Source organism: Streptomyces sp. NPDC001027 (assembly GCF_040299045.1).
Taxonomy (GTDB): domain Bacteria; phylum Actinomycetota; class Actinomycetes; order Streptomycetales; family Streptomycetaceae; genus Streptomyces.
The window spans coordinates 1-24,592 of sequence record NZ_JBEPBI010000112.1; the positions used below are offsets into that span (position 1 = coordinate 1).

The 24,592-nt window shown below is 71.5% G+C and carries 27 protein-coding genes and 1 pseudogene; 16 read left to right on the top strand and 12 right to left on the bottom strand.

Going from position 1 to position 24,592, the window contains the following annotated elements:
* The 4 genes from ABT300_RS26340 to hypE all read left to right on the top strand — a co-directional run.
* Nucleotides 1-762, top strand: a 762-nt coding sequence (locus tag ABT300_RS26340; RefSeq protein ID WP_502977997.1) for a Kae1-like domain-containing protein, incomplete at its 5' end; no start/stop codon positions are given.
* Between the two features lie 30 nt (nt 763-792).
* Nucleotides 793-1,095, top strand: coding sequence for a HypC/HybG/HupF family hydrogenase formation chaperone (locus tag ABT300_RS26345; protein WP_351680336.1), 303 nt, complete (start codon nt 793-795; stop codon nt 1,093-1,095).
* Nucleotides 1,092-2,219: a hydrogenase formation protein HypD gene (gene hypD, locus ABT300_RS26350; RefSeq protein WP_351680339.1), complete on the top strand. Its 1,128-nt coding sequence runs from the start codon at nt 1,092-1,094 to the stop codon at nt 2,217-2,219. Before ABT300_RS26345 ends, hypD begins: the two co-directional genes overlap by 4 nt.
* Nucleotides 2,212-3,291, top strand: a complete 1,080-nt coding sequence (gene hypE, locus ABT300_RS26355; RefSeq protein ID WP_351680342.1) for a hydrogenase expression/formation protein HypE — start codon at nt 2,212-2,214, stop codon at nt 3,289-3,291. The genes hypD and hypE overlap by 8 nt, the downstream gene beginning before the upstream one ends.
* A 34-nt stretch (nt 3,292-3,325) precedes the next feature.
* Here the strand turns inward: hypE and ABT300_RS26360 are convergent, their stop codons facing one another.
* The 3 genes from ABT300_RS26360 to ABT300_RS26370 all read right to left on the bottom strand — a co-directional run bounded on the left by ABT300_RS26360 (nt 3,326) and on the right by ABT300_RS26370 (nt 6,882).
* The gene (locus ABT300_RS26360) at nt 3,326-3,712 is read right to left on the bottom strand and encodes a hypothetical protein (protein ID WP_351680345.1); all 387 of its coding nucleotides are present in this window, start codon (nt 3,710-3,712) and stop codon (nt 3,326-3,328) included.
* Between the two features lie 235 nt (nt 3,713-3,947).
* Entirely contained in the window at nt 3,948-5,447 is a 1,500-nt protein-coding gene (locus ABT300_RS26365) for an arabinofuranosidase catalytic domain-containing protein (protein ID WP_502977998.1), read from the bottom strand.
* A 550-nt stretch (nt 5,448-5,997) separates the two neighbouring features.
* Entirely contained in the window at nt 5,998-6,882 is an 885-nt protein-coding gene (locus ABT300_RS26370; RefSeq protein ID WP_351680351.1) for a LysR substrate-binding domain-containing protein, read from the bottom strand.
* 71 nt (nt 6,883-6,953) lie between these two features.
* On the opposite strand from ABT300_RS26370, the gene ABT300_RS26375 reads away from it, so the two are divergent.
* The 5 genes from ABT300_RS26375 (at nt 6,954) to ABT300_RS26395 (ending at nt 11,467) form a co-directional block, all read left to right on the top strand.
* A complete protein-coding gene (locus tag ABT300_RS26375) occupies nt 6,954-8,159 on the top strand; it encodes a thiolase family protein (RefSeq protein WP_351680354.1) in 1,206 nt (401 codons plus the stop codon).
* Nucleotides 8,156-8,851, top strand: a complete 696-nt coding sequence (locus tag ABT300_RS26380; RefSeq protein ID WP_351680357.1) for a 3-oxoacid CoA-transferase subunit A — start codon at nt 8,156-8,158, stop codon at nt 8,849-8,851. The genes ABT300_RS26375 and ABT300_RS26380 overlap by 4 nt, the downstream gene beginning before the upstream one ends.
* The gene (locus ABT300_RS26385) at nt 8,848-9,513 is read left to right on the top strand and encodes a 3-oxoacid CoA-transferase subunit B (protein WP_351680360.1); all 666 of its coding nucleotides are present in this window, start codon (nt 8,848-8,850) and stop codon (nt 9,511-9,513) included. The genes ABT300_RS26380 and ABT300_RS26385 overlap by 4 nt, the downstream gene beginning before the upstream one ends.
* A 245-nt stretch (nt 9,514-9,758) precedes the next feature.
* Nucleotides 9,759-10,310 carry a snapalysin family zinc-dependent metalloprotease gene (locus ABT300_RS26390; RefSeq protein WP_351680363.1) on the top strand — a complete coding sequence of 184 codons (552 nt, stop codon included), beginning with the start codon at nt 9,759-9,761 and terminating at the stop codon, nt 10,308-10,310.
* Between the two features lie 332 nt (nt 10,311-10,642).
* Nucleotides 10,643-11,467: an SDR family oxidoreductase gene (locus ABT300_RS26395; RefSeq protein ID WP_351680365.1), complete on the top strand. Its 825-nt coding sequence runs from the start codon at nt 10,643-10,645 to the stop codon at nt 11,465-11,467.
* A 121-nt stretch (nt 11,468-11,588) separates the two neighbouring features.
* Here ABT300_RS26395 and ABT300_RS26400 read toward each other — a convergent pair whose 3' ends face one another.
* From ABT300_RS26400 to ABT300_RS26425, 6 genes are all read right to left on the bottom strand, one after another.
* Complete coding sequence (locus ABT300_RS26400; RefSeq protein ID WP_351680368.1) at nt 11,589-12,212, bottom strand: TetR family transcriptional regulator; 624 nt, start codon at nt 12,210-12,212, stop codon at nt 11,589-11,591.
* 330 nt (nt 12,213-12,542) lie between these two features.
* Nucleotides 12,543-12,968, bottom strand: a complete 426-nt coding sequence (locus ABT300_RS26405; RefSeq protein ID WP_351680409.1) for a hypothetical protein — start codon at nt 12,966-12,968, stop codon at nt 12,543-12,545.
* Nucleotides 12,969-13,278: 310 nt separating this feature from the next.
* A complete protein-coding gene (locus tag ABT300_RS26410; RefSeq protein ID WP_351680371.1) occupies nt 13,279-14,469 on the bottom strand; it encodes a cytochrome P450 family protein in 1,191 nt (396 codons plus the stop codon).
* Nucleotides 14,470-14,759: 290 nt separating this feature from the next.
* Entirely contained in the window at nt 14,760-15,725 is a 966-nt protein-coding gene (locus ABT300_RS26415) for a pirin family protein (RefSeq protein ID WP_351680374.1), read from the bottom strand.
* A 91-nt stretch (nt 15,726-15,816) separates the two neighbouring features.
* On the bottom strand, nt 15,817-16,311 hold the full coding sequence (locus ABT300_RS26420; protein ID WP_351680376.1) for a hypothetical protein: 495 nt from the start codon (nt 16,309-16,311) through the stop codon (nt 15,817-15,819).
* 28 nt (nt 16,312-16,339) lie between these two features.
* Nucleotides 16,340-16,792, bottom strand: coding sequence for an ATP-binding protein (locus tag ABT300_RS26425; protein WP_351680379.1), 453 nt, complete (start codon nt 16,790-16,792; stop codon nt 16,340-16,342).
* A 147-nt stretch (nt 16,793-16,939) separates the two neighbouring features.
* Between ABT300_RS26425 and ABT300_RS26430 the strand changes: the two genes are divergently transcribed.
* Both ABT300_RS26430 and ABT300_RS26435 read left to right on the top strand, forming a co-directional pair.
* Nucleotides 16,940-17,170 carry a DUF397 domain-containing protein gene (locus ABT300_RS26430; RefSeq protein WP_351680382.1) on the top strand — a complete coding sequence of 77 codons (231 nt, stop codon included), beginning with the start codon at nt 16,940-16,942 and terminating at the stop codon, nt 17,168-17,170.
* A 228-nt stretch (nt 17,171-17,398) separates the two neighbouring features.
* The gene (locus ABT300_RS26435) at nt 17,399-18,313 is read left to right on the top strand and encodes a helix-turn-helix domain-containing protein (protein WP_351680385.1); all 915 of its coding nucleotides are present in this window, start codon (nt 17,399-17,401) and stop codon (nt 18,311-18,313) included.
* A 32-nt stretch (nt 18,314-18,345) separates the two neighbouring features.
* Here the strand turns inward: ABT300_RS26435 and ABT300_RS26440 are convergent.
* Nucleotides 18,346-18,605: pseudogene (locus ABT300_RS26440) on the bottom strand (SAM-dependent methyltransferase); the annotation flags it as partial.
* 233 nt (nt 18,606-18,838) lie between these two features.
* Here ABT300_RS26440 and ABT300_RS26445 point away from each other — a divergent pair.
* From ABT300_RS26445 to ABT300_RS26455, 3 genes are all read left to right on the top strand, one after another.
* Nucleotides 18,839-19,576: a helix-turn-helix transcriptional regulator gene (locus ABT300_RS26445; RefSeq protein ID WP_351680388.1), complete on the top strand. Its 738-nt coding sequence runs from the start codon at nt 18,839-18,841 to the stop codon at nt 19,574-19,576.
* The gene (locus ABT300_RS26450; protein WP_351680391.1) at nt 19,573-20,550 is read left to right on the top strand and encodes a pyridoxal-phosphate dependent enzyme; all 978 of its coding nucleotides are present in this window, start codon (nt 19,573-19,575) and stop codon (nt 20,548-20,550) included. The genes ABT300_RS26445 and ABT300_RS26450 overlap by 4 nt, the downstream gene beginning before the upstream one ends.
* 142 nt (nt 20,551-20,692) lie before the next feature.
* On the top strand, nt 20,693-21,058 hold the full coding sequence (locus ABT300_RS26455; protein ID WP_351680394.1) for a cupin domain-containing protein: 366 nt from the start codon (nt 20,693-20,695) through the stop codon (nt 21,056-21,058).
* Between the two features lie 93 nt (nt 21,059-21,151).
* Here the strand turns inward: ABT300_RS26455 and ABT300_RS26460 are convergent, their stop codons facing one another.
* Nucleotides 21,152-22,504, bottom strand: coding sequence for a VWA domain-containing protein (locus ABT300_RS26460; RefSeq protein ID WP_351680397.1), 1,353 nt, complete (start codon nt 22,502-22,504; stop codon nt 21,152-21,154).
* Nucleotides 22,501-23,358 (bottom strand): AAA family ATPase, encoded by an 858-nt coding sequence (locus ABT300_RS26465; RefSeq protein ID WP_351680400.1) that lies wholly within the window; start codon nt 23,356-23,358, stop codon nt 22,501-22,503. Before ABT300_RS26465 ends, ABT300_RS26460 begins: the two co-directional genes overlap by 4 nt.
* 142 nt (nt 23,359-23,500) lie before the next feature.
* Here ABT300_RS26465 and ABT300_RS26470 point away from each other — a divergent pair, with 142 nt between their 5' ends.
* Nucleotides 23,501-24,079: a hypothetical protein gene (locus ABT300_RS26470; RefSeq protein WP_351680403.1), complete on the top strand. Its 579-nt coding sequence runs from the start codon at nt 23,501-23,503 to the stop codon at nt 24,077-24,079.
* 216 nt (nt 24,080-24,295) lie between these two features.
* Nucleotides 24,296-24,592, top strand: a 297-nt coding sequence (locus ABT300_RS26475; protein ID WP_351680406.1) for an FAD-dependent oxidoreductase, incomplete at its 3' end; no start/stop codon positions are given.

The window sequence follows — 24,592 nt, forward strand, 5'->3', positions numbered from 1 at the left end:
GACGGCGCCGTGTGGGGCGGGGAGTTCCTGCTCGCGGACTACGACGGCTTCACACGGTTCGCGCACCTCGCCTACGTCCCGCTGCCCGGAGGCGACGCCGCGGTGCGCCGCCCGTACCGGATGGCGCTGGCGCATCTGCGGGCGGCCGGGATCGGATGGTCCACGGACCTCGCCTGCACGGCGGCCTGTCCGCCCGAGGAACTCCCTCTCCTGGAGCGGCAGTTGGAGCGAGGGCTGAACTGCGTCCCCACGTCCAGCATGGGCCGCCTCTTCGACGCGGTGTCCTCGCTCGCCGGGGTGTGCCACCGCGCCGGATACGAGGCGCAGGCCGCCGTCGAGCTGGAGGCGGCGGCCGTGCGCGCGCCCGCCGGGGACGCCGCCGGGTACGCCTTCGCCCTGCACACGCCGCAGGAGGACGGCGACGGCGCCTTGCGAGCCGATCCGGCCCCCGTGCTCGCGGCGATCGTCGACGACCTGCGCGCTGGCGTCGCGCCCGGCGTCGTCGCGGCGCGCTTCCACCTGGCCGTGACCGCCCTGGTGCACCGGGTCTGCGTACGGGCGCGTGAGCGGCAGGGGCTGGACACGGTGGCCCTGACGGGCGGCGTGTTCGCCAACACGCTCCTGTCCTCGGCCTGTGCCGGCGTCCTGCGCGAGGACGGCTTCACCGTCCTGCGGCACCGCCTGGTGCCGCCGGGCGACGGCGGCCTGGCGCTGGGCCAGCTGATGGTGGCCGCCCGGCACACCCCCCGTCCCACCGACTGACCGACGCGCGACCACAGCGAGGAGAGGCCCATGTGCCTGGCGGTACCCGGCAAAGTGCTGGACATCGAGGAACGCGACGGCACCCGGATGGCCACCGTCGACTTCGGCGGCGTGGTCAAGGAGGTGTGCCTGGAGTACCTGCCCGACCTGCGGGTCGGCGAGTACGCCATCGTCCACGTCGGGTTCGCCCTGCAACGCCTGGACGAGGAGTCGGCGCGGCAGACGCTCGAACTCTTCGCCGAACTGGGCCTGTTGCAGGAGGAGTTCGGCGACCCGTGGGAGACGGCGGCGAGGGAGGCGGGCGAGACGGCCGTGGAAGAGGTGCGCAAGTGAAGTACATCGACGAGTTCCAGGACCCCGAGCTCGCGCGTCGGCTGCTGGACGACATCCACGCCACGGTGACCAGGCCATGGGCCCTGATGGAGGTGTGCGGAGGGCAGACGCACAGCATCATCCGGCACGGCATCGACCAACTCCTGCCGAAAGAACTCGAGTTGATTCACGGGCCGGGATGCCCGGTGTGCGTCACCCCCCTCGAGGTCATCGACAAGGCCCTGGAGATCGCCTCCCGGCCGGAGGTGATCTTCTGCTCCTTCGGCGACATGCTGCGCGTGCCGGGCACGGGACGGGACCTGTTCCAGGTCCGCAGCGAGGGCGGTGACGTACGCGTCGTCTACTCGCCGCTCGACGCGCTGCGCATCGCCCGGCAGAACCCGGACCGCCAGGTCGTGTTCTTCGGCATCGGCTTCGAGACGACGGCGCCCCCCAACGCCATGACGGTCCATCAGGCCCGGAAACTGGGCATCCCCAACTTCAGCATGCTGGTGTCCCATGTCCGGGTGCCGCCGGCCATCGAGGCGATCATGTCGTCGCCGAGCTGCCGGGTGCAGGGCTTCCTCGCGGCCGGGCACGTCTGCAGCGTGATGGGCATGGAGGAGTACCCGCGACTGGCGGAGCGCTTCCGCGTGCCGATCGTCGTCACGGGCTTCGAGCCGCTGGACATCCTCGAAGGCGTGCGCCGGGCCGTCCGCCAGCTGGAGCGCGGCGAGCACACCGTCGACAACGCCTACGCGCGCGCCGTGCGCCCGGAGGGCAACCCGGCCGCCCGCGCCATGCTGGAGGACGTCTTCGAGGTCACCGACCGCGCCTGGCGCGGCATCGGCGTCATCCCCGGCAGCGGCTGGCGGCTCTCGCCGAAGTACCGCGACCACGACGCCGAGCACCGCTTCCCGGTCGCCGGCATCCGCACCGAGGAACCCGCCGCGTGCCGCAGCGGAGAGGTACTGCAGGGACTGCTCAAGCCGCACGAGTGCGAGGCCTTCGGCACCGTGTGCACCCCCCGCTCCCCCCTGGGGGCGACCATGGTCTCCAGCGAGGGCGCCTGCGCCGCGTACTACCTCTACCGGCGGCTCGACATGCCCGCCGGCCAGGCCAGGGAGGCGACCCCCGTTGTCTGACGTCACCGCTGTCCCCGCCGGGGCCCTCGACATCGAGGCGTTCACGTGTCCGGCGCCCCTGCGCGACCGGCCGCGGGTCGTGATGGGCCACGGCGGCGGCGGAGCCCTGTCCGCCGAACTGGTCCAGCAGATCTTCGCGCCCGCCTACGGGGGCGAGGTGCTCGCCCAGATGGGGGATGCCGCCGTCCTCGCCCTGGGCGGCGCGCGGCTGGCGTTCTCCACCGACTCCTACGTGGTGCGGCCGCTGTTCTTCCCCGGCGGCAGCATCGGCGACCTGGCGGTCAACGGCACCGTCAACGACCTCGCCATGAGCGGCGCCCGGGCCGCCTACCTCTCCTGCGGGTTCATCCTGGAGGAGGGCGTCGAGCTGGACGTGGTCACGCGGGTGGCCGGGGCGCTGGGCGCGGCCGCGCGCACCGCCGGAGTGCAGGTGGCGACCGGTGACACCAAGGTGGTGGAGGCCGGGCACGGCGACGGCGTCTTCATCAACACCGCGGGCATCGGGCTGGTCCCGGCGGGCGTCGACCTGCGTCCGCAGCGGGTCGTGCCCGGCGACGTCGTGATCGTCAGCGGCGCCGTCGGCGTCCACGGAGTGGCGATCATGAGCGTGCGCGAGGGCCTGGAGTTCGGCGTGGAGATCAAGAGCGACTGCGCGGCGCTCGGCGGTCTGGTCGACGCCATGCTCGCGGTCACCCCGGATCTGCACGTCCTGCGCGATCCCACCCGGGGCGGCCTCGCGGCGGCGCTCAACGAGATCGCGGCGGCCTCCGGCGCCGGGGTGGTCATCCGGGAACGCGACGTCCCCGTCCCTCCGGAAGTGGCCAACGCGTGCGCCGTTCTCGGGCTGGACCCCCTCTACATCGCCAACGAGGGCAAACTCGTCGCCTTCGTCCCGCGCGAGCACGCCGACGCCGTGCTCGAAGCGATGCGGGCCCATCCGCTGGGCGCGGACTCGGTGATCATCGGCGAGGCCGTCGAGGAGCATCCCGGCATGGTGGTGACCCGGACCGGCCTCGGGGGAACGCGCGTCGTCGACCTGCCGATCGGGGAGCAACTGCCGCGCATCTGCTGACAGGCGCGCCCGTCCGGCCCCCGATCGGGAACGGTCAACCCGCTCGGGGTCCGGACGGCGGGTCCTGCGGGTCCACGCCGGTCCTGGAGGAGGCGTCCTTCGTGCCGCTGGGACGCTGGGAGCGGCCCCGGCGTCCGGCGTCGTGCCTGCCCTTCTCCTCCGCGTCGCCGTACTCCTCGCCGCGCGCACCGGCGCTCTCAGCCGTGTCACCCGGCACGGACTTCGTCTCCTGCGCGGACTTCGTGCGCCCGCGACCGCGCTCCCCGGCGTGCTCGCCCGGGTGGAACGAGCGGTGGGCGCTCGGGTTGTCCTGCCGGCGCGTCTCGTCCACGTCGGGGGACCAGCCGTGCTGCTCGCCGCCCCGGTGACGGCTGGGACCCTCGCCGTGCGGTGGTTCGGACGAACGTGGTTTCTTCGACATGGTCCGATCCGCCCTTCCACGGTCAGCCGGGACGCCGCTCACGCCCACCTGGTATGGGTAAATTATCCCCTTTTGGTCGAGGGTGGGCATGTCGTGTGCGTGACCGAGCGCGACGGCCCGCCGGTGAGCAGTCCGGCGGGCCGTCGGCGTCTCCGTGCCCCGGTGATCGGGTCACGAGGTGAGGCGATCAGGAGATGACCAGGTCAGGAGGCGACCAGGTCGGGCGGTGATCCGGTCAGGGGGCGATGTCCCACTGCTGGCAGACGTTGTCGAGCTGCTGCCACTGCCGCACCGCGGTGCCGTTGGCCGTGCCGCAGTTCGCGACGTCCAGGGTCATGCCGGTGTTGACGTTGGAGATCGTGTAGTGGGAGCCGACCTTCGTGACGTCCCACTGCTGGCAGCGGTTGCCGAGCGAGGCCCACAGCTGCACGGCCGTGCCGTTGGACTGCCCGCAGTTCTTGTCGTCCAGGACGGTGCCGCTGTTGACGTTGGTGATGGTGTAGTGCCCGTTGCCCGCGGAGGCGAACTTCCACTGCTGGCAGGCGTTGCCCAGCGAGGACCAGAGGTCGATCGAAGTCCCGTTGCCCGTACCGCAGTTGACCGCGTCCAGGACCTTGCCGGAGTTGGGGTTGGTCAGCCGGTAGGCCGTGCCGGCGACGGGGAAGGTGACGGCCGGGGTGGAGTAGCCGACGGAGGTGATGTTGGCCTGTACGGCGTTGTCGGCGGCGTTGGTCGGATAGCCGGAGGTCATGACGCCTTCGAAGAAGGAGCCGTCGGATCCGTTGCTGTTGTCACCGCCGGTGCCGAGGACGATGGCGCCCTCCAGATGCATGGGGGTGTACCCGCCGAGATTGGGCAGGGCCCCGTCGTACCAGGTGGTCAGTGAGCCCGATTGCGCGTTGCCCCCCTTGATCGCGTAGGTCGTCGTGCCGTTGTTCTTCTCCATGGCCGTGACGTATTCGCTGGAGATCCCGGTGTTGGCCGAGTTGGCGCCGTTTCCGCCGAAGAACAGCCCGTTCTCCAGGTCGGCCTCGACCCAGGGGCCTGCTCCGGCGCCGGAGCACGAGAACCAGCACTCCGTGCCGAAGTTGATCGCGTCCATGTGGCCGTTGCCGGTGTCGTTGCCGGACGTCTCGGCGTTGCCGTAGTCGAAGCAGCAGCGGTTGTTGACGTGGTGGCCGCTGGTCACCATGTAGGCGCCCTCGGGGGAGCTGCCGGTGGCGATGCCGGTGGTGCTGTTGTCGCGGTAGCCGACGCCGGCGGACACGAAGACGCCGTAGGCGGCGTGACCGCCGACGGTGACCGGCAGCGCGTTGGCGATCGCGCCGACGTCCTGCCCGCCGTTGCCGCCGGGCCCTTCGACGGTCAGGTCGTTGTGGTGCGTGCTCTGGTCGTAGATCTTGGTGATGATGCAGGTCGTGCCCGCGCAGAAGGAGTCCTGCGCCGCGGCGTTGGCGTAACCGCCCGCGCTGAGGACGCCGATGTCGGCGGTGGCGGAGTTCGAGGCGCGCTTGACCTGGTAGAGAGGGCCGTTGTACGCGGCGAACAGCGCCCGCGTGGTGCTGTGAGCGGCGGCGCAGGGCGTGCCCGCGGAGGCGTAGATGTCGCACGGCAGGGACGAGGCGGCCTCGGCCGTGCCCGCGGTGCTGATGACCCCGGCCAGGAGGCCGGCTAGCAGGGCGAGGACTGCGCCCACGACTCTCAGGCGGAGCCCTTTCAGGTGTCTGGCTATCACTGTGAACCTCTTCCGTCGTGCGTTCTTCGGCGGCCCGGCGCGGAAGGCGCGGGCAGCAGGGGGATGTGCGCCCGCCGACCGGAGATTGTGAGCGCTAACAATCGGGACTCCCGGATGTCATCGCTCATCCGGGCCGTGGGGGACGGGGCGTGAACGGTGCGTCGGCGGCTCTGTTGTCGGATCTGGTCCAGGGTGTGCCCGGACGGTTCTCGTACGATCGGCGGTGATCTACCGGTCCCGTGACTCCGTCTTTTTACGCTTGCGTGAACACCGGGTCAACACTGTTGAACAGTCAAGAGTATGGAAACAAAGGCCATGCCATCCCTTGACCTTGGTTTCCGTTATGTCGGTCCTGGTGTCGCCTCGTCGGCGAACCGCCAGGTCGGGAAGCCGGAGACGCGCTCAGCTCCGGGGGCCGCCACGTCGAGCGGTCGGCCGGCCCTGGCCTGCGAGGAATGTGTGCGCTAACAAAGCGTCATGACCCGTCGTCAGAGCCCCGGGAAGCGGGTTCCCCTCCGAACGCGTCCGACGGAGCCGGAGGGAGCCGGAGTCACCGGAACATCGCCCGGATGATCCCCACGGTGCGAGCCAGGTGCGGCTCGGTGCGGTCCGCGCGGTGGGCGACGGCCAGTTCCACGCGTGCGTCCGGCCCGGCCAGCGGCAGATAGGCGACGCCGTCGAGCGCCAGCGCGGTCACCGGCCCGGGCACGACCGCGACGCCGAGACCGCCGGCCACCAGCGTGACCAGCGTCGAGGTCTCGCCGACCTCGTGGCGGATGTGCGGCTCGACGCCGGCGTCGCGCAGAAGGCCGAGGACGACGTCGTACATCACGGACCGACGGCCTGCGGAGTGCACGATCAGGTCGGCGCCGGCCAGGTCCGCGACGCGCAGCCGCTTCCGGTGGGCGAGGGGGTGGTCGACCGGCACGGCGACGACGAGCCGGTCCCGGCGCAGGGCGTGCACGGTGAGGGAGACCCCGGCCGCCACGGGGCGCAGCAGGGCGACGTCGATCGCGCCGGTGCGCAGCGCGTCGACCTGGTCGGGCGCGAGCATCTCCCCGCGGAAGGAGAAGTCGACCCCGGGAAGCTCCTCGGTGAGCCGGCGGGAGAGCGCGGGCAGGAGGCTGTACGTCGCCGAGCCCACACAGCCGATCGCGAGGTGTCCCACCGAGCCCGCGGCGACCAGCCGTGCGTGCTGGGCGGCCTCGTCGACTCCGGCGAGAATCGCGCGCGCCCGCCCGAGGTAGGCCCGGCCGGCCTCGGTGAGGTCGACGCGGCGGGTCGTGCGGTGGAGCAGCTGGACGCCGAGCTCGGCCTCCAGCTGCCGGATCTGGGTGGACAGCGGAGGCTGGGCCATGTGGAGCCGCTCGGCGGCGCGGCCGAAGTGGCGCTCCTCGGCCACCGCCACGAAGTACCGCAGGTGCCGCAGATCCATAGGTCATCCGTATCAATCAGCTCGGATATGCGTACTTCAGAATATCGCGGGCCGGGATTAGCGTCACTGCCATGAGTGCTTTCCTGTACGCCGCGACACGGACGCCGTTCGGCCGCTTCAACGGCGGGCTGGCCGGGGTCCGGCCCGACGATCTCGCCGCCGCCGCGATCACCTCGACGCTCGCCCGGGTGCCCGGCCTCGACCGCGCCGCGATCGACGACGTCGTCTGGGGCAACGCGAACGGAGCCGGCGAGGACAACCGCAACGTCGGCCGCATGGCGGCGCTGCTCGCCGGCCTCCCGGTGAGCGTGCCGGGGACCACGGTCAACCGGCTGTGCGGCTCGAGCCTCGACGCGGCGATGATCGCCGGCCGGGCCATCGAGTCGGGCGACGCGGAGGTGGTGCTGACCGGCGGCGTCGAGTCGATGACCCGGGCGCCGTGGGTGCTGCCCAAGTCGGCGAAGCCGTTCCCGGCCGGCGACGTCACCGCGGTCTCGACCACGCTCGGCTGGCGGCTGGTCAACCCGCGGATGCCCAAGGAGTGGACGGTCAGCCTCGGCGAGGCCAACGAGCAGCTGCGGGAGCGCTTCGGCATCTCCCGCGAGCGGCAGGACGAGTTCGCCGCCCGCTCCCACCGACTCGCCCACCAGGCATGGGAGTCGGGTTTCTACGACGACCTGGTAGTGCCGGTCGAGGGCGCCGCCCTGACCCGCGACGAGAGCATCCGGGCCGGATCCACGCCGGAGGTGCTGGCCGGGCTGGCACCGGTCTTCCGGGCGCAGGAGCAAGGCGGCACGATCACGGCGGGCAACGCCAGCCCCCTCAGCGACGGGGCGTCGGCGGTTCTGCTGGGCAGCGAGAAGGCCGCGGCCACGATCGGGGCCGACCCGGTCGCCCGCATCGCGGGCCGCGGCGTGAGCGCGCTGGAGCCGCAGGCCTTCGGCTACGCCCCGGTCGAAGCCGCGAACCGTGCGCTGGCCCGGGCCGGGATCGGCTGGGACCAGGTGGGCGCGGTCGAGCTCAACGAGGCCTTCGCGGTGCAGTCGCTCGCCTGCCTCGACGCCTGGAAGATCGACCCCGCCATCGTCAACCAGAAGGGCGGCGCCATCGCCGTCGGGCACCCGCTGGGGGCCTCGGGCGGCCGCATCCTGGCCACGCTGGCCAAGGTGCTGCGCGAGACCCGGCAGCGCTACGGCGTCGCGGCGATCTGCATCGGGGTCGGTCAGGGCCTGGCCGTGGTCCTCGAGAACTGCGCCGTCACGGGGGACGCCCGATGAGCCGGGCCGACATCGTCGACAGCGCCGACGCCGCTGTCGCAGGCATCGAGGACGGGTCCACGGTCCTGGTCGGCGGCTTCGGCCTGGCCGGGATGCCGTTCGACCTGATCGACGCGCTCATCCGGCAGGGGGCGAAGGACCTCACGATCGTGTCCAACAACGCCGGCAACGGGGACGTCGGGCTGGCCGCGCTGCTGGCCGCCGGCCGGGTGCGCAAGGTGCTCTGCTCGTTCCCGCGCCAGGCCGACTCCTGGGTCTTCGACGCCCTCTACCGCGAGGGGAAGGTCGAGCTGGAGGTGGTGCCGCAGGGCAACCTCGCCGAGCGGATGCGCGCGGCCGGCGCGGGCATCGGCGCGTTCTACTGCCCGACCGCGGTAGGCACGCCGCTGGCCGAGGGCAAGGAGGAACGGGAGATCGACGGGCGCAAGTACCTGCTGGAGTACCCCATCAAGGGCGACTACGCGCTGATCGGCGCGCATGTCGCGGACACCCTGGGCAACCTCGTCTACCGCAGGACCGCCCGCAACTTCGGACCGGTCATGGCCACGGCAGCGACGACGACGATCGTCCAGGTCGACGAGATCGTCGCGCCCGGGAAGCTCGACCCCGAGGCCGTCGTCACGCCGTCCATCTACGTCGACCGGGTCGTCCAGGTGGCGGCCCGTCGCTACACCGTCCAGGGGGCACGATGACCACAGCGTCCAGCGATCAGGCCCGCGCCGACCACCGTCTCTCGATGGACGAACTGGCAGCCGTCATCGCCCGGGACATCCCGGCCGGCTCCTTCGTCAACCTCGGCATCGGGCAGCCGACGAAGATCGCCGACCATCTGCCGGCGGACTCGGGGGTGGTGCTGCACACCGAGAACGGCATGCTCAACATGGGCCCGAAGGCCGAGGGAGACGCGGTCGACCCCGACCTGACCAACGCCGGCAAGGTGCCGGTGACCGAGCTTCCGGGGGCGGCGTACTTCCACCACGCCGACTCCTTCGCCATGATGCGCGGCGGCCACCTCGACGTCTGCGTCCTCGGCGCGTACCAGGTCGCCTTCGACGGGGACCTCGCCAACTGGCACACCGGCAAGCCCGACGACATTCCCGCCGTCGGCGGCGCGATGGACCTCGCCATCGGCGCCAAGGACGTCTACGTGATGATGACGCTCTTCACCCGCTCCGGCGAGCCCAAGCTCGTGCCGCACTGCACCTATCCCCTCACCGGCGTCGGCTGCGTCAGCCGCGTCTACACCGACCACGGCGTGTTCGACGTCGGCCCGGACGGCGTGCGGATCCGGGAGACGTACGGCATCGACGCCCGCGAACTCGCGGAGCGACTCGGCATCACGCAGGCGCACTGATCGTTTCGATCCGCCGGTCACCTCGAGGGCGTAGTGAGTAGTAGTGCTCAATGTGCCGACGGGTGAAGTGGCAAGTGTGTCCCGGGTGTCGGGTCGCCAGCGCGTCCGGTCGTCGGGCCGTCCATGGTGTGCCGCAGGTCGCCCTTTACCGGCCATCCCCTCGCTCGAACCGGCCTGAAGGTGCGTTGAGCGCCGCACACGGGCCCCCTAGCCTTCCCTTCACCGAGGAGATGGAGGCGCTTTCCGTGGCCCGAGCGCTGAACGTGTTGTCGACGGTGGTCCTGGCGTCCGGCGTTCTGCTGGGCGCGGGCGCTCCGGCTGACGCGGCTGACCCGGCACCTGAAATCATCCCGATCGACCTGCTGTTGGCCGGCTCGTACACGGACGCGGCCCGCGAGGCGATCGCGATCTGGAACACGGCCGTCCCGTCGATCAAGTTCGTTGAGCAGGACACCCCGGCGGCGCTGCGGGTCATGGAGTACAAGACGGCCAGGGGTGTGCAGTCGCACGTCAACATCAAGGGCGCGGGACGGGGTTGGGTCTACCTGGAAGTCGGGGACGCGCAGTTGTACAAGCCGTCTCGTATCGTCGTGCACGAGCTGGGCCACATCCTGTCGCTTCCCGACCTGGGCCCGGGCAGCCCCTGCTCCAAGGTGATGTCGGGCGCCTGGGGTGGATCGGACTGCCTCAACGTTCAGCCCGACGCCGCGGAGAAGGCCGCCGTCAGGGACTTCTTCGCCGTCAACGACGTCGGCGACCGCGTCCCGTGGTGGGCGTCGAACGTCGCCGCACGCTAGGGGCCGTGTCGTAGCCCTCTCGTAGCCGGGTCGTAGCCGGGGCCGCCCCCCCGCTGCGGCCCGGCGCGCGTGTTTCCCGGCGCAGTGAGCGCCCCATCCTGCCGGGCGCCGCGAGAGACGGCGCGGGCCTCGTCCTCCACCGCGGACAGCCCTGAAGACATCCGTGCCGGCTGCGCCGTCTGCGCCACCTCTGCGCCCTCCCGGCTGCCAGAGGTGCATCGCCGCTGTGAGGCAGCGCCCTCTGCGTCGAGCCTACGAATCATCTTGATACTGAGTATCAGACTGACGTACAGTCTTCATATAAGACTTCAGCTCGAACGGAAGTGCTTCCCATGAGCAAGATCTGGTTCATCACCGGTTCCTCGCGCGGCTTCGGCCGCCAGTTCGCCCAGGCGGCCCTGGAGCGCGGTGACAAGGTCGCGGCGACCGCCCGTAACGCCGACTCCCTCGCGGACCTGGTGGCCGCACACGGCGATGCGATCCTCCCGCTGACCCTGGACGTCACCGACAGGAGCGCCGCGTTCGAGGCCGTGAAGCGGGCGCACGCGCACTTCGGCCGCCTCGACGTCGTCGTCAACAACGCCGGCTACGGTCTGTTCGGCGCGGTCGAGGAGCTGACCGAGCGGGCTGTCCGCGAGCAGATGGAGACCAACTTCTTCGGCGCCCTGTGGGTCACCCAGGCGGTCCTGCCGATCCTGCGGGCGCAGGGCAGCGGGCACATCGTGCAGATCTCCAGCGTCGGCGGCGTGATCACCTTCCCGCTGGTCGGTGGTTACAACGCGTCCAAGTGGGCCCTGGAAGGGCTCACGGACTCGCTGGCGCAGGAGGTGGCCGGTTTCGGGATCAAGGTCACCCTCGTGGAGCCCGGCAGCTTCGCCACCGACTGGGGCGGCTCCTCCGCCGCCTTCTCCGAGCAGCTCCCCGCCTACGAGGACGTGCACGCGACCGTGGTCGCCAACCTGGCCGGCGTCCGAAGCGGCGACCCAGCCGCCGCCGGCCCGGCGCTGCTCAAGGTCGTGGACGCCGAGAACCCGCCGCTGCGCGTCTTCTTCGGTGAGTTCCCGCTCCACTTCGTCCCGCAGGTCTACGCGGAGCGAGTCAAGACCTGGCAGGAGTGGGCCGACGTCGCCGCCCAGGCCCAGGGCGACGCCGCGTGACCGTATGACCTGCGGCGCCGACCGACGCCGTCTGGCACGTCGCTCGTCTTCCTCGATGCCGTGCGCGTCGGCAAGCCGGTGTCACCCTCGGCGTCCGCTCCAGGGCGCCGTCGGGAACGCGCTACTGCGCGAGTGCCTCCATCGCCCGGTCGAGCAGCACGGCCAGGGGGACGGCGCCCTCGCAGGTCACCCAGGCCGTGGAGGCCACGTCCAGGCAGGCGAGCGCCGCGGCGGCCAGTGCGTTCGCCCTGGTGTCCTCGGGCTGGTCGGGGTCGGCCTCCAGCCGCCGGGCGACCTCCGGCGCCAGCAGTTCCTGCCAGCTCATCTGCTTCTCGTGGTGCCGGGCGCGCAGTGACGGGGTCTCCTGGAGCATGCGCAGATAACTGAGCGCCTGCTCCGGCGTCGCCTCGTTCATCCGGATCAGCACGTCGAAGGCGCGGCGCAGCGCTTCCCAGGGCTGCTCGTCCTCCGGGCGAGCGGTCAGCTCCTCGGCGATCTTGCGGCCGGACTCCTCCAGACGCCCCAGGACGATGTCTTCCTTGGTGCCGAAGTAGCGGAACAGGCTGGCACGGGACAGGCCCACCTCGGCGGCGATCTGGTCGACCGTCGTCCTGTCGAACCCCTGCTCGGTGAAGAGCCGATGCGCCACGTCGACCACCTCCGCCTTGACCGTCGCACGCATGCGCTCGCGCAGGCCGGGCGGCTTGCGTGCGGACTTGTCGGCGGCGGGTGTGGTCTCGGGCATACGAGCAGGGTACAGCAATGACTCAATTTGATACTCAGTCTCAAAGTGTGCATCGAACATGACCGAACGGCTGGGGTGGGCGAAAACCTCGACGATAGATCGGGGCCTTCCTGATCTCGCTCGATGTGGGAACGTACCCGCACCTCCAGAGTGAACGCTCACCTTTGCCCTGCCCGCCCCGCCCGGCGTGTTCGCCAACGGCGCGGCACAGTGGGGGGGATTCCCTCGTGAGCAGACCGGCTGACGGTCGACCGCGACGGTCACGGCGTGCACGCCGACGGCGACGGCGCCCTCGCAGAGAGGAAGACACTGCCACAACTGACGAGCGGGTCAGGCGGCGCTCTCGTGCAGCCAGCCCGAACACGAGTTCATGTCGTACTTTCTGGTGCCGTATTCACCGAGGCAGACCCGGTACTCGACGAAACCGTCCTCATCGAGGTCCATGTTGATGTCGAGTCGGGATCCCTGTCCGTAGTGGTTCCAGTCCTTGATCAGCGTGTCGCCGCTGTCGGACCGGTAGTACATGACCATCACCGAGTGGCCGTCGGCATTGTTGTCCCAGACCATCAGATGCTCGCCGTCACGGACGAACGACGCCGACCCGTCACAGTAGTTCGGCTCATCGGTGCACAGGTCGCCGGCGTGGGGGCCGGGATACGTGACGGTGTAGGTGGAGGCAGAGGCGGGGGCGGCCGACGAGAGTACGGCCAGCATGCCTGCGGCAGCGGCGCCTATGAGCTTGGAGTGCTTCTTCATCCTGACCATCCTCGGAATTGACGGTGTCACACCTGCGGCCGACGAGTGCGACGGCGGCAGATGAATCAAGAGCGAACGGATGCTAGCGAACGCGTTGATCTTGGGCCAGGGTCCAGGAGCCGTTTCCTGACAGTTCCCATCGCCGCACCGTCTCCAATGACAGGGATGGATCCAGGTGGGCAGGCCGAGAAACCGGTTGGCGACCCGGGTGGCCTCGCCCGCCGGGTCGTGGTCGAAGTCGACGATCATCTGCAGCCCGGCGATCCGTCGCATCGTCAGGCCAGGTGAGCAGGTGGGCAGGTGACGGTGGCTAGGCGAGGACGGGCAGTGCTGTGAGTCCGCGCACGAGGCGGGTGTGGCGCCACTCGAGTCGTTCGGGCGGTGCGGCGAGTCGGAGTCCGGGGAATCGGGTCAGTACCGCTCGCAGGGCGATCTCCGCCTCGGCCTTGGCCAGGGGAGCGCCGACGCAGCGGTGGATGCCGTGGCCGAAGGCGAGGTGGGCCGCAGCGTTGTCCCGGTCCAGGTCGAGCAGGTCCGGCGAGGGGAACCGTTGCGGGTCCCGGTTGGCTGCTCCGAGAGCGACTGTCACCGGGGCGCCGGCCGGGAGGTCGGCGCCGCCGAGTGTGAGGGACTGGGTGGTGAACCGGAAGGTGGCCGTGGTGACGGGGGAGTCGAACCGGAGCAGCTCGTCCAGCGCGGCGGGAATCTCCTGCGGCCTCTCGCGAAGTCGGTCCCGCTCGGTCGGGCGCTGGAGCAGCGCCAGCGTGGCGTTGCCGAGGAAGTTGGTCGTGGTCTCGTGTCCGGCCACGAGCAGCAGCACGGCCAGGGAGACCAGTTCCTCCTCGCTGAGGTGATCGTCTCCGTCGCGAGCCGCGATGAGCCGGTCGAGAAGAGAGCCGCCGGGGTGCAGGCGCTTCGCGGCGATGAGGCCGGTCATGTAGTCGGCCATCGCATGTGAGGCGGCGTCGATGACGTCCGGCTGCCCTGCCGCGAACAGTTCGGCGGACCAGCGGCGGACGTCGGGCCGCTCCGGCTCGGGAACTCCGAGCAGCTCGCAGATCACGATGACCGGCAGCGGTACGGCCAGGCCGGCCACGAAGTCGAACTCCTCGCCCACGGGCCACCGGTCCAGCAGCTCGTCGGTCACCCGGGCGATGAACGGGCGCAGCTGCGTGACGGCTCTTGTCGTGAAAGCGTTGGTCACGAGCTTGCGCAGCCGGGTGTGCCGGGGCGGGTCGGCGGCCAGCATGGTGTGGGCCACCGCGGGGTGCAGGCGACGCCGTGAACCGTGGCCTGCGTGGTCCGCGAAGAAGGCGGCCGTGTCCTTCGAGAGCCGGGCGTCGACAAGGGCCTCCTTCGCTTCGGCGTATCCGGTGACCAGGTAGCCGGGCCGGCCGCCGGAACCGGTGGGCAGGGCTTGCACCGGACATGTGGCCCGCAGGGCCGCGTAAGCGGGATACGGGTCCTGGAAGAAGCGGGGGTCCCGCGTCGGGTCGGTCATGCTGTCAGGCTCCAGTCGGTCGTCTCCGGCACCGCAGCCGACAGATCCTGCCCGAGAGGGTCGAGTCGGGAGTCCACCCTGCGAGGCGCCGATCGCCGTGACGCCACAGTGCGCGCAGCGACCGCTGTCCACCGCCTTCGCCGGGCACTCGATCTGTCGGGTCCCCACAACCACCCGCGTGGTCGGTCGCGCGGCGCCCGGCTCTTCGACGTCGGACGATCGGAGCCTCTAGGCCACTCTCATCGTCACCCGAGCCATGAGGCCGTATCACGATCCGGTGTCTTGCCAGGTCAGCGCACTCGCCCTCGAGGTTTCAGCGGGGTGGCCGGCAGCTCCGGGGCGGGCAGGGGGCCGCCGTCGTAGCCCTTGACTTCTCCGAAGCGGGACCCCGTCATCCAGTCCTCGCGGGCCTGTTCGATCTCGGCGTGGCTGCGGCCGACGAAGTTCCACCACATGACCAGTTCCTCCTCGAACGGCTCGCCGCCGAGGAGCATCAGTCCGGCGTCGGACTCCGCGCGCAGCGGCAGTTCGGTGCGGCCGCAGCCGAGGTAGAGCAGGGAACCGGGGAGCAGCGGGACGCCGTCCACATGGACCTCGCCGGACATCGACAGCACGCCGTACTCGAAGTCGGGCTCGAGCGGCAGCCGTACGTCCGCGCCCTGGGCGAGCGTGAGGTCGGCGCCCACGAGGGGGGTGTACGCCGTGCCGGGCGAGACGGCGCCGTCCAGGCCGCCGAGGAGCACGGTGGCCTGGAGGCCGGGAGCCGTGACGACGGGCAGGTCGGGGTGGTGCTCGAAACGGGGGTCGGTGTGCCGGTGCGCGTCCGGCAGCGCCACCCACAGCTGGGCGCCGTGCAGATAGCGGGCGTGCGAGCGCGGGCTCTCCTCGGAGTGGCTGATGGCGCGCCCCGAGGTCATCAGCCCGAGTTCCCGGGGCCGGACGGTCTGGAGGCTGCCGGTGGAGTCGCGGTGCAGCACCTCGCCCTCGTGCAGCCAGCTCACGGTCTGCAGTCCCATGTGCGGGTGCGGCGGGACCTGCATGCCGGGTTCGTCGGCGATGTCGTCGGGGCCGTAGTGGTCGACGAAGGCCCAGGCGCCGATCATGCGCCGGCCCAGGTTCGGCAGCAGTCGCCGTACCTCCGTCGATCCGCCGAGCTGCACATGGCGGGGGCTCAGCAGCTCGCGGACGGGCTCGGCGACGACGAAGCCACGGCCGCCGCACACGCTCGGCACGGGCGAGCGGTCAAGGTTGCTCATGCGCCCCAACCTAGCGGTCGGGCGCGCGGACGCGCAGCGGGGCAAGGGGGGCCGTGGTGCGCCGCGGCGCTCCCGGCGGGCTGCGGGGCCCTCAGCCGTCGAGGGCTGCGGCGAGTTCGGCGGTGGCCCGCACCATCTCGTCGTCGGGGGCGGGCTCCCGCAGCAGTTGACGCAGCACGTCGCGCTGGGCGTGGACGGCGTCGCGGGCCTCGCGCTCCCACCCCACGTAGTCGTCGGGGTGGTGGTGCAGCTTGGGGTACGCGGCGGCGGTGGTCTCCCACTGCCGGGCGTCGGCGATGCTCTTGAGCAGGCGCAGTATCTCCGTGCGGCACGTCACCTCGGGGAGCCGCACGAGTTCCCAGAGGAAGGGCACCGTGGCCGCCGTCGCCTGATCGACGACGAATCCGAACTGGCATATGCGTCGGCGCAGTTGGCCGAGTGCCGGGCCGGCGCTGTCGGCGTCGCCGCGGGCCAGCGTGGTGAGCAGGGAGGGGATGGCCGCGGCGGAACCGGTGGAGTCCTTGATCTCGGGCCACGGCACGTGTCCCAGGCCTGCGAGCGGGGTGGTTCTCTTCGTGGCAGTCATGTCGGGAGTCAGGGGTCGGCGTCGGGGATCAGGAAAGGGTGCGGGGGCGGGTCGGCAGCATGGCCCAGACGGTCTTGCCCACGGGGAAGCGGCGGGTCCATCCCCAGTGCTCCGAAAGGGCTTCGACGATGTGCAGTCCGCGGCCGTGCTCGAGGAGGTCGTCCGTGGACTGCGGGCAGACGGGCAGGGTGTCGCTCGGGTCGGTGACGGCGCACACCAGGTGCGAGCGTCGCAGGGTGAGTCTGAGCCGAACGGGGAACCGGTCCGTCCCGGTGTGGGGGAGCGCGTGCAGGACCGCGTTGGCGGCCAGTTCGGTGACGACGGTGATGGCGTCGTCGCCGCAGTGGCCGAGGGACCAGCAGTCCAGCGTGCGATGGGTGAAGTCGCGTGCCCGGGCGAATCCCTCGCCGCTGCCCGTGAGGTGCAGGACGGCGGTTCTGGGCGAGTCGCGGACGGGGACGGACTCATCATGACTTCGCAACTGCGCAGGTGATGACACGGTGCATCTCCCTGAGGTGACGTCAGAACGGGGCGCCGGAAGAGCGGTTGACGACAGGGCTATTATCCACGCTGACGATGTCCTCGTGCAATTTCACGGGAAATTGCGCACACGTATGAGGAGAGTGCGATGCCGTCAGTGCCGAACGGAGTGCGGGCGAGCTCGCTGGGCGCGCGCTGGATCAAGAGCAGCCACAGCAACGCCGAGGGCAACTGCGTCGAGGTCGCGGCCCTCGACGGAGGAGGCGTCGCGCTGCGCAACTCCCGTGATCCCGACGGGCCCGCCCTGGTCTACACGCCGGCGGAGGTGGCCGCGTTCGTGGCCGGAGCCAAGGGCGGGGAGTTCGACCACCTGATGTGAGGGCCTCGTGAAGGCCTGGTGGGAGTTCCCGGCGCTGGCGGATCGGAGCCGCTCGGGTCCGACGGGCCGGACGAAGGCCGGGGCTTCGGAGGGTGACTGGCCGTAAAAGGCTCTGCCAGTGGCGGGTCCGAAGGGCTCGAATGGGGTCAATTCCCCTGCCGTATGCGGCTGGAGGGCTACGGATGCGATACTTTCGGTCTGTCGTCTGCCGGTCCACGGGGAGTCAGGATGTCTGCCGAGTCGCCTCGCGTCTCCCGCCTCGAACCCTATCTGAACCGGGGTGAGCCCGCCCCGACCTTGTTGAAAATGCTGGTCGGCGTACAGCTGGCGGGCATCAGGGAGGACACCGGCCTCTCCCAGGAACAAGCCGCGCGCTCCCTCGGCTTCAGCCCGGCGAAGCTGTCGCGCATCGAGGCCGGGAAGGGGCGCAGACCGCCCGTCGAGGCGGACGTCCGCGCGCTCCTGTCGCTGTACAGGACCGATGATCACGAGGCCGCCGTGCTGCTGCGACTGCTGCGGCAGGCGGGGGAGCCGGGCTGGTGGCAGCGCTACGACAAGCGGCTGATGCCCGAGTGGTTCGACCGGCTGGTGGGGCTGCAGGAGGCCGCCACGGCGATCCGTACCTTCGAGATCCAGTACGTGCCGGGTCTGTTCCAGACGCCCGCGTACGCGCGCGCCGTCGTGGAGCGCGGGCTGCCGTCGGCGACGTCACGGGAGGTGGAGCGCCGCGTCGAGCTGCGGACCCGCCGCACCGAACTGCTGCGGCGGCCGGACGCCCCGCAGGTGTGGGCGATCCTCGACGAGTCGGTGCTGCTGCGGGTGCTGGGCAGTCGCGAGGTGATGCGGGAGCAGCTCGCCCACCTGGTGGCGCTGGCCGCCCTGCCCCATGTCACCGTCCAGGTGGTGCCGCTTGACGTCACCCACGCCTCGGCGCCCGCCATACCGGTCACCTATCTGCGCTTCCCGGGCATCGACCTGCCCGACGTCGTCTATCTGGAGCAGATCAGGAGCGCCACCTTCCTCGAGGACCGGGACGAGACGGAGGAGTACCGGGTCGCCCTGGACCGGCTGGCCGACGAGGCGCTGAACCCGCGTGAATCCGTCGCGCTGCTGGAGTCGACCGCGCGGCAGCGCTATCCCTGACCTGCGGCGGCCTCCACCGATCGGCCGGGGCGTCAGCCCAGTCGGCCGATGCCGCCGAACTCGGTCCATTCCAGGGTGAGTTGGCGGGGCGCCACCTTCTGTCCGGTCGCCAGGCCGAGACCTCGACCAGTCCGGGACGCAGGATCTCCAGGCCCTCGAACAGCGCGGCCACGTCCTTCTCCTGGCGCATCCGGCCCCAGTGGCCCTGGGCGGCCTTGTCCATGAAGTCGGCGACGAATTCCCTGACCTCGGAGTCCTCGCTGACGAGCTGGCACATCACCAGGCAGCTGCCGATCGTTTCATCGATCTTCGTGGACAGCTGCTTGCCCGGCTGCATCGCTTCCCCCGGAGGATCCCCGCCGTGCCACGGACTGGCACGGTGGCCGCCAACCCGTCCTAGGGATAGGCCAGTTGGCGTCACCACCCCCCTTGGGCGACGGTTCCAAGCGAGCTGTCCGGCCACTCTCGACGCCTGGCCTGATTGGACTGCTGGTCCAATCACTGGACTCGTGGTCTAATCGAAGTATGGAGCACCAGGCGCCGCGGACCCCGCGGGAAGAGGAACGGGAACGGGAACGGGAACGGGACGTGATCCTGCGCGCCCTCGTTCCCCTCGTCGACGGCATCGCCGCGACGTTCGGCCCGGTGTGCGAGGTGGTGCTGCACGACTACCGGCGCCCGGAGGAGTCCGTCGTCGCCGTCGCCGGAGCGGTGACCGGACGGACGGTCGGCGGCGCCATGAGCGAGATCGGCATGCGCGTCCTCGCCCGCGGGGACGCCGCCACGGACGAACTGAACTACGTCACCCGCACCGGCGCCCGAAAGCTGGTGAAGTCGTCCACGATGGTGCTGCGCGACTCCACGAACGCGGTCTTCGGCGCCCTCTGCGTCAACGTGGACGTCAGCGAGGTGGACCGGGCCCGCGCGGTGCTGGCCGCACTCGCGGGGACGGCGACCGGGCCGTCCGACCCGCCGTCGACCACGTTCGGCGACGACATCGACTCCGTCGTGGACGCCCTCCTCGACGCCCATCTGCTGCGCCAGGACCAGACCTGGGCCGGCCTCGACCGGCCGCGGCGACTGGCTCTCTTCCGCAGCCTGGACGAACACGGCGTGTTCGCCGTGCGTCGCGCGATCGAGCAGACCGCCGCGCGCCTCGGCATCTCGCGGGCCTCCGCCTACACCTATCTCTCGCAGGCCAGAGCCACCCCGGCGACCGGGGCGGACGGCGCCGACGACACCCCTGAAGGAGCACCCTCGTGACGACCGCGCCCCTGCCGATCACCCTCGACGACGTCCGCGACGCGGCCGTGCGGCTCAAGGGCGTCGCGCACCGCACCCCCGTGCTGCGCTCCCGGACCCTCGACCGGATCGTCGGCGCCGAGGTCCTGCTGAAGTGCGAGAACTTCCAGCGCGTCGGCGCCTTCAAGTTCCGCGGCGCCTACAACGCGGCCTCCCGGCTGACCCCCGAGCAGCTGTCCCGGGGCGTCGCCGCGTACTCCTCCGGCAACCACGCCCAGGCCGTCGCCCTGGCCGCCCGGGAACTGGGCGCCGCCGCGGTGATCGTCATGCCGGAGGACGCGCCCCGCTCCAAGCGGGCCGCGACGGAGGGCTACGGCGCCGAGATCGTCACCTACGACCGCTACTCCGGTGACCGCGTCGCCATCGCCGAGGCGCTGGCCGCCGACCGAGGCCTTGCGCTGATCCCGCCCTACGAGCACCCGCACGTCATGGCGGGCCAGGGCACCGCCGCCCTCGAACTCATGGAGGAAACCGGCGAGTTGGACGCCCTGCTGGCCCCGGTCGGCGGCGGCGGGCTCATCGCCGGCAGCGCGACCGCGGTCAAGGGACTGCGGCCCGGCATCCGGGTGGTCGGCGTCGAGCCCGAGGCCGGCGACGACACCAAGCGCTCGCTGGAGGCGGGCCGCCGGGTCGAGATCCCGGTGCCGCGCACCATCGCCGACGGGCAGGCCCTGCACACCCCGGGCGAGCTCACCTTCTCGGTGAACCGGCGCCTCGTCGACGCGATCACGCTCGTCTCCGACGACGAGATCCGCGCCGCCATGCGGTTCGCCTTCGAACGGCTGAAGATCGTCGTGGAGCCCAGCGGCGCCACGCCGCTCGCCGCGCTCCTCGCCGGGCGGGTCGACGACCTCCCCCGGCGCGTCGGCGTGATCGTCTCCGGCGGCAACATCGACGCCGGCCGCTTCGCCGAGCTGTGCGGCGACGCCGGCTGAGGGCGGCACGCCCCGTATGGCGGCCCCCGGTGGACAGGCGGACGATGGAGGTGTAGGGGCGCGGCTGCCGCCGGCGGCGTCCAGGTCCGCCGGGGAGACCGCCCCCGGCCGTGGTGAAGCGCGGCCGGAAGGGAGGAGCGTCATGATGGAAGTGAAGACGCTCGACAAGCCGGACGAGCGCCGCGATTTCCCCCGCGGCCACATCGAGGCCGTCCACATGACCGGGCTCGACTTCGCCAGGGCGACGTTCGAACCCGGCTGGCGCTGGACCGAGTCGCTTGCGGGGATCATGGGCACGGACACCTGCATGATCCACCACAACGGCTATGTGGTCTCCGGACGCATGCGCGTCGCCATGGACGAGGGCGGCGAGAGCGAACTCGGCCCCGGAGACGTGTTCGTGGTGCCACCCGGCCACGACGCCTGGGTCGTGGGCGACGAACAGTGCGTCGTGTACGACTTCGCCGGGGCGATGGCCACGGAGTACGCGAAGGCCAAGGACGCCTGAACCCCGACGCCCGCCCGCACTGGCACGGTCCCGCCCGGACCGGCACGGTTCATACACGGGATGGGATCGGCACGGTCACCGCCCCGGTCCGGTCTAGACGGGCAGCAGTCGGCCGATGAGCGCGCCGAGCTGGAGGACGTTGCGGCATTCGTGCATCGCGACCGCCTCGGCGTACTCGGGTGCGGCCGAGTCGCCCGTGCCCCACAGCGACCGGGGCTCCGGGTTCAGCCAGTGCAGATGGCGGGCCTGCCCGGCGATCCGGCGCAGCGCGGCCAGGTTCGGATCGGCCATGTTGGTCCGGGCGTCGCCGAGCACGAAGACCGTGGTGCGGGGGCCGACCGCGGCGCCGTACCGGTCCGCGAACTCGCCCAGGGCGACGCCGTAGTCGCTGCTGCCGTGATAGCCCGTCAGCCGCGCCTCCGCCCGGATGCGCGCGCCGAGGCCCCCGGGGTCGGCCGATCCGCGTTCGAGCAGACCGGTCACCTCGTCGATCCGGTTGACGAAGGCGAACACCCGCACCTTGGAGAACTGGTCGTGCAGCGCCTGCACCAGCAGCATCGTGAAGTCGGAGAACCCGGACACCGAGCCCGACACGTCGCACAGCAGCACCAGTTCGGGGCGGACCGGACGCCGGCGGCGCAGCACGGGCCGCATCGGCACACCGCCCGTAGAGAGCGAGGCGCGCAGCGTGCGCCGCAGATCGATGGAGCCCCGGGCGGCCCGGCGGCGGCGCGCGGCCATCCGCGTGGCCAGCTTGCGCGCCAGCGGCTGCACCGTCCGCCGCAGTTCGGCCAGCCGCTCCTGGCCCGCGTACAGGAAGTCGACCCGGTCGGCGGTCGGTGCCACCGCCCGGCGGGCGATCTCGTCCCGCCCGCGGCGCTCCGCCACCCGGCGGCGCGCCTCCCCGGCCACGAGCCCGCGGAACGTCTCGATGCGCCGCCGGATCTCGTCCTCCAGCAGCCGGCCGGTGAAGCCGGCACCGGCGCCCCGCGTACGCATGTCGTCCCGCACACGGGCCAACAGCGTCTGCGGGCGCAGCCGTTCGAGCGTCTGGTGCGACGACCAGCCGTCCGCGCCCGGCGAGCTCCCGTAGCCGCCCAGCCCGTCGACCGCTTCGATCGCCAGCCGGCCCAGCATCGCGTCGTCGCCCTCGGCGAGCGCGGCTGCCAGCCGCTCGCGCAGGTCGTCCCGGTCGCCGGGCTCGCCGACGGGCGCGCCCACGCCACGCGGGAAGTACAGGTCGAAGACGGTGTCGAACACCCGCCGCTGGTCCGCCGAGTGCAGCAGCGTCGCGGCCAGTCCCTCGCACAGCAGCGCCCGGTCGGCGAATCCCAGCGCCGCGGCTGCCTCGGCAGCGTCCACGGTCTCGCCCGTGCCGACGCGGACGCCGTGGGCGCGCAGCGCCGCGACGAAACCGGCCAGCCGGTCGGCGACCCTGGCGCTCACACGGCGTCCAGGTCGAGTTTCGCGCCGGCCTTGAGGACGTCGTCCTGGTGCTTGAGGATCACGCCCAGACTGTCCCGGACGACCTTCTCGTCGAGGGCGTCGGCGCCGAGCGCGAGGAGCGTGCGCGCCCAGTCGACGGTCTCCGCCACGGACGGGGCCTTGCGCAGGTCCATCGCGCGCAGCGCGCCCACCACCCGGACCACGGACTCGGCCAGCGTCGCGTCGATGCCGGGCGCCTTCAGCCGGACGATCCGCCGCTCGAGCTCCTCCTCCGGGAACCCGATGTGCAGGAAGAGGCAGCGGCGGCGCAGCGCTTCCGACAGCTCACGGCTGGCGTTGGAGGTGAGGACCACGAAAGGACGGCGGGTCGCGGTGATCGTGCCCAGCTCCGGGACGGTGACCTGGAAGTCGCTGAGCACCTCGAGGAGCAGTCCCTCCACCTCGACGTCGGCCTTGTCGGTCTCGTCGATCAGCAGGACGGTCGGCTCGTCGCCGCGGATGGCGGTCAGCAGGGGGCGGGGGAGCAGGAACTCCTCGCTGAAGACGTCGGTGCGGGTCTCGTCCCACGTCTCGTCCCGGCCCGCGCTGATGCGCAGCAGCTGCTTGGCGTGGTTCCACTCGTACAGCGCGCGGGACTCGTCGACGCCCTCGTAGCACTGCAGCCGTACCAGCCGGGCCCCCGCCACCCGCGCCACGGCCTTGGCCAGCTCGGTCTTTCCGACCCCGGCGGGCCCTTCGACCAGCAGCGGCTTGCCGAGCCGGTCGGCGAGGAAGACGGACGTGGCGACGGCGGGGGAGGCCAGGTACCCGCTCTCGGCGAGCCGGGCGGAGACTTCGTCGACGGACGTGAACAACGGGGGCCTCCGGCGGTCTGCGCGGACAGGGAGCGTGATCCGCCCACTATCTAAGCGCTTGTTCACCGAATTTGTCATCAGCGTTCTCCCCTCACCCTCGCTGCTGGGGGCGTTGTCAGTGGTCGGCGGTATGTTGCGGGGCATGGGTGTGTATCTGGTGAGCGTGGACGCGCAGGAGTGGTTCGGGCACGAGGAGGGCGGGCACGGCGACACGGCCTCGGCGCTGAACGACGAGCTGGGGCGGCGCGGGCTGCCGCCGTACCTGCCGACGCAGTCCGCCGCGCGGTCGGGGGGCTGGTTCGAGGAGAAGGCGAGCCCGTCCATGGCCGGATTCGCCGCGCTGTGCCGGGCGCACCTCACCCCGGCCGAGGAGGGGACGCTCCTCGGCTGGACCGTCCTGGTGCCGGTCTCTCTCGACCGGGAGGTGGAGCTGCCGATCGGCGGCGCCTACGCGGACGAGACGCTGATCGCCGGCGCGCCGCAGGTCCTCGCCCTCGCCGAGCGGCTGGCCCACGTCCTCGACCTGCCCCTGGACGCGATACCGGAGACCGGCGGCGATCTGGAGATGACGAACTGGTTCCTCGACGGCGGGGCGAGTGCGGCGGCCACGGCACGGCCGGGTCCGTGGGCCGACGACCAGGAGGCGGCCTTCTACACAGCCATGTACCTGCGCGCCGCCCGGTACGCGCTGCGGCACGGCTGCCCGATGACCTGGTCCTGACGCACGACCGAGGGGCGTACGACCGAGGGGCGTACGACCGACGCCGGACGGGCGGGTCGGCCTGCCCATCGGCGCCGGGCGTGCGACCACGGGGACGCACGACCGAGGGTGTGCCGCGGTCGTGTCGGCGGCGCGCACGCCGCGGGACCGGCCGCCGCGCTCGTCGTGAGGCGCCGGTCCCGGTGTGATCCGCCCTGCCGTGGGAACCCGGCCGACATGGACGATCATGCGCACCTCCACGGGTCGTACTGGCTGGACACCGTGCCCGGCGGCGACCCGCTGCCCCCGCCCGAAGGGTCGCTCTCGGTGGACGTCGCGGTCGTCGGCGCGGGCATCGCCGGACTGAGCACCGCCTGGGAGCTGGCCCGACGGGGACGCTCCGTCGCCGTACTGGAGGCGGACCGGATCGCAGCCGGGGTCACCGGGCACACGACGGCCAAGGTCAGCGCCCTGCACACGCTCCTCTACGACCGGCTGCGCCGCACCCGGGGACCGGAGGCGGCCGCCCTGTAC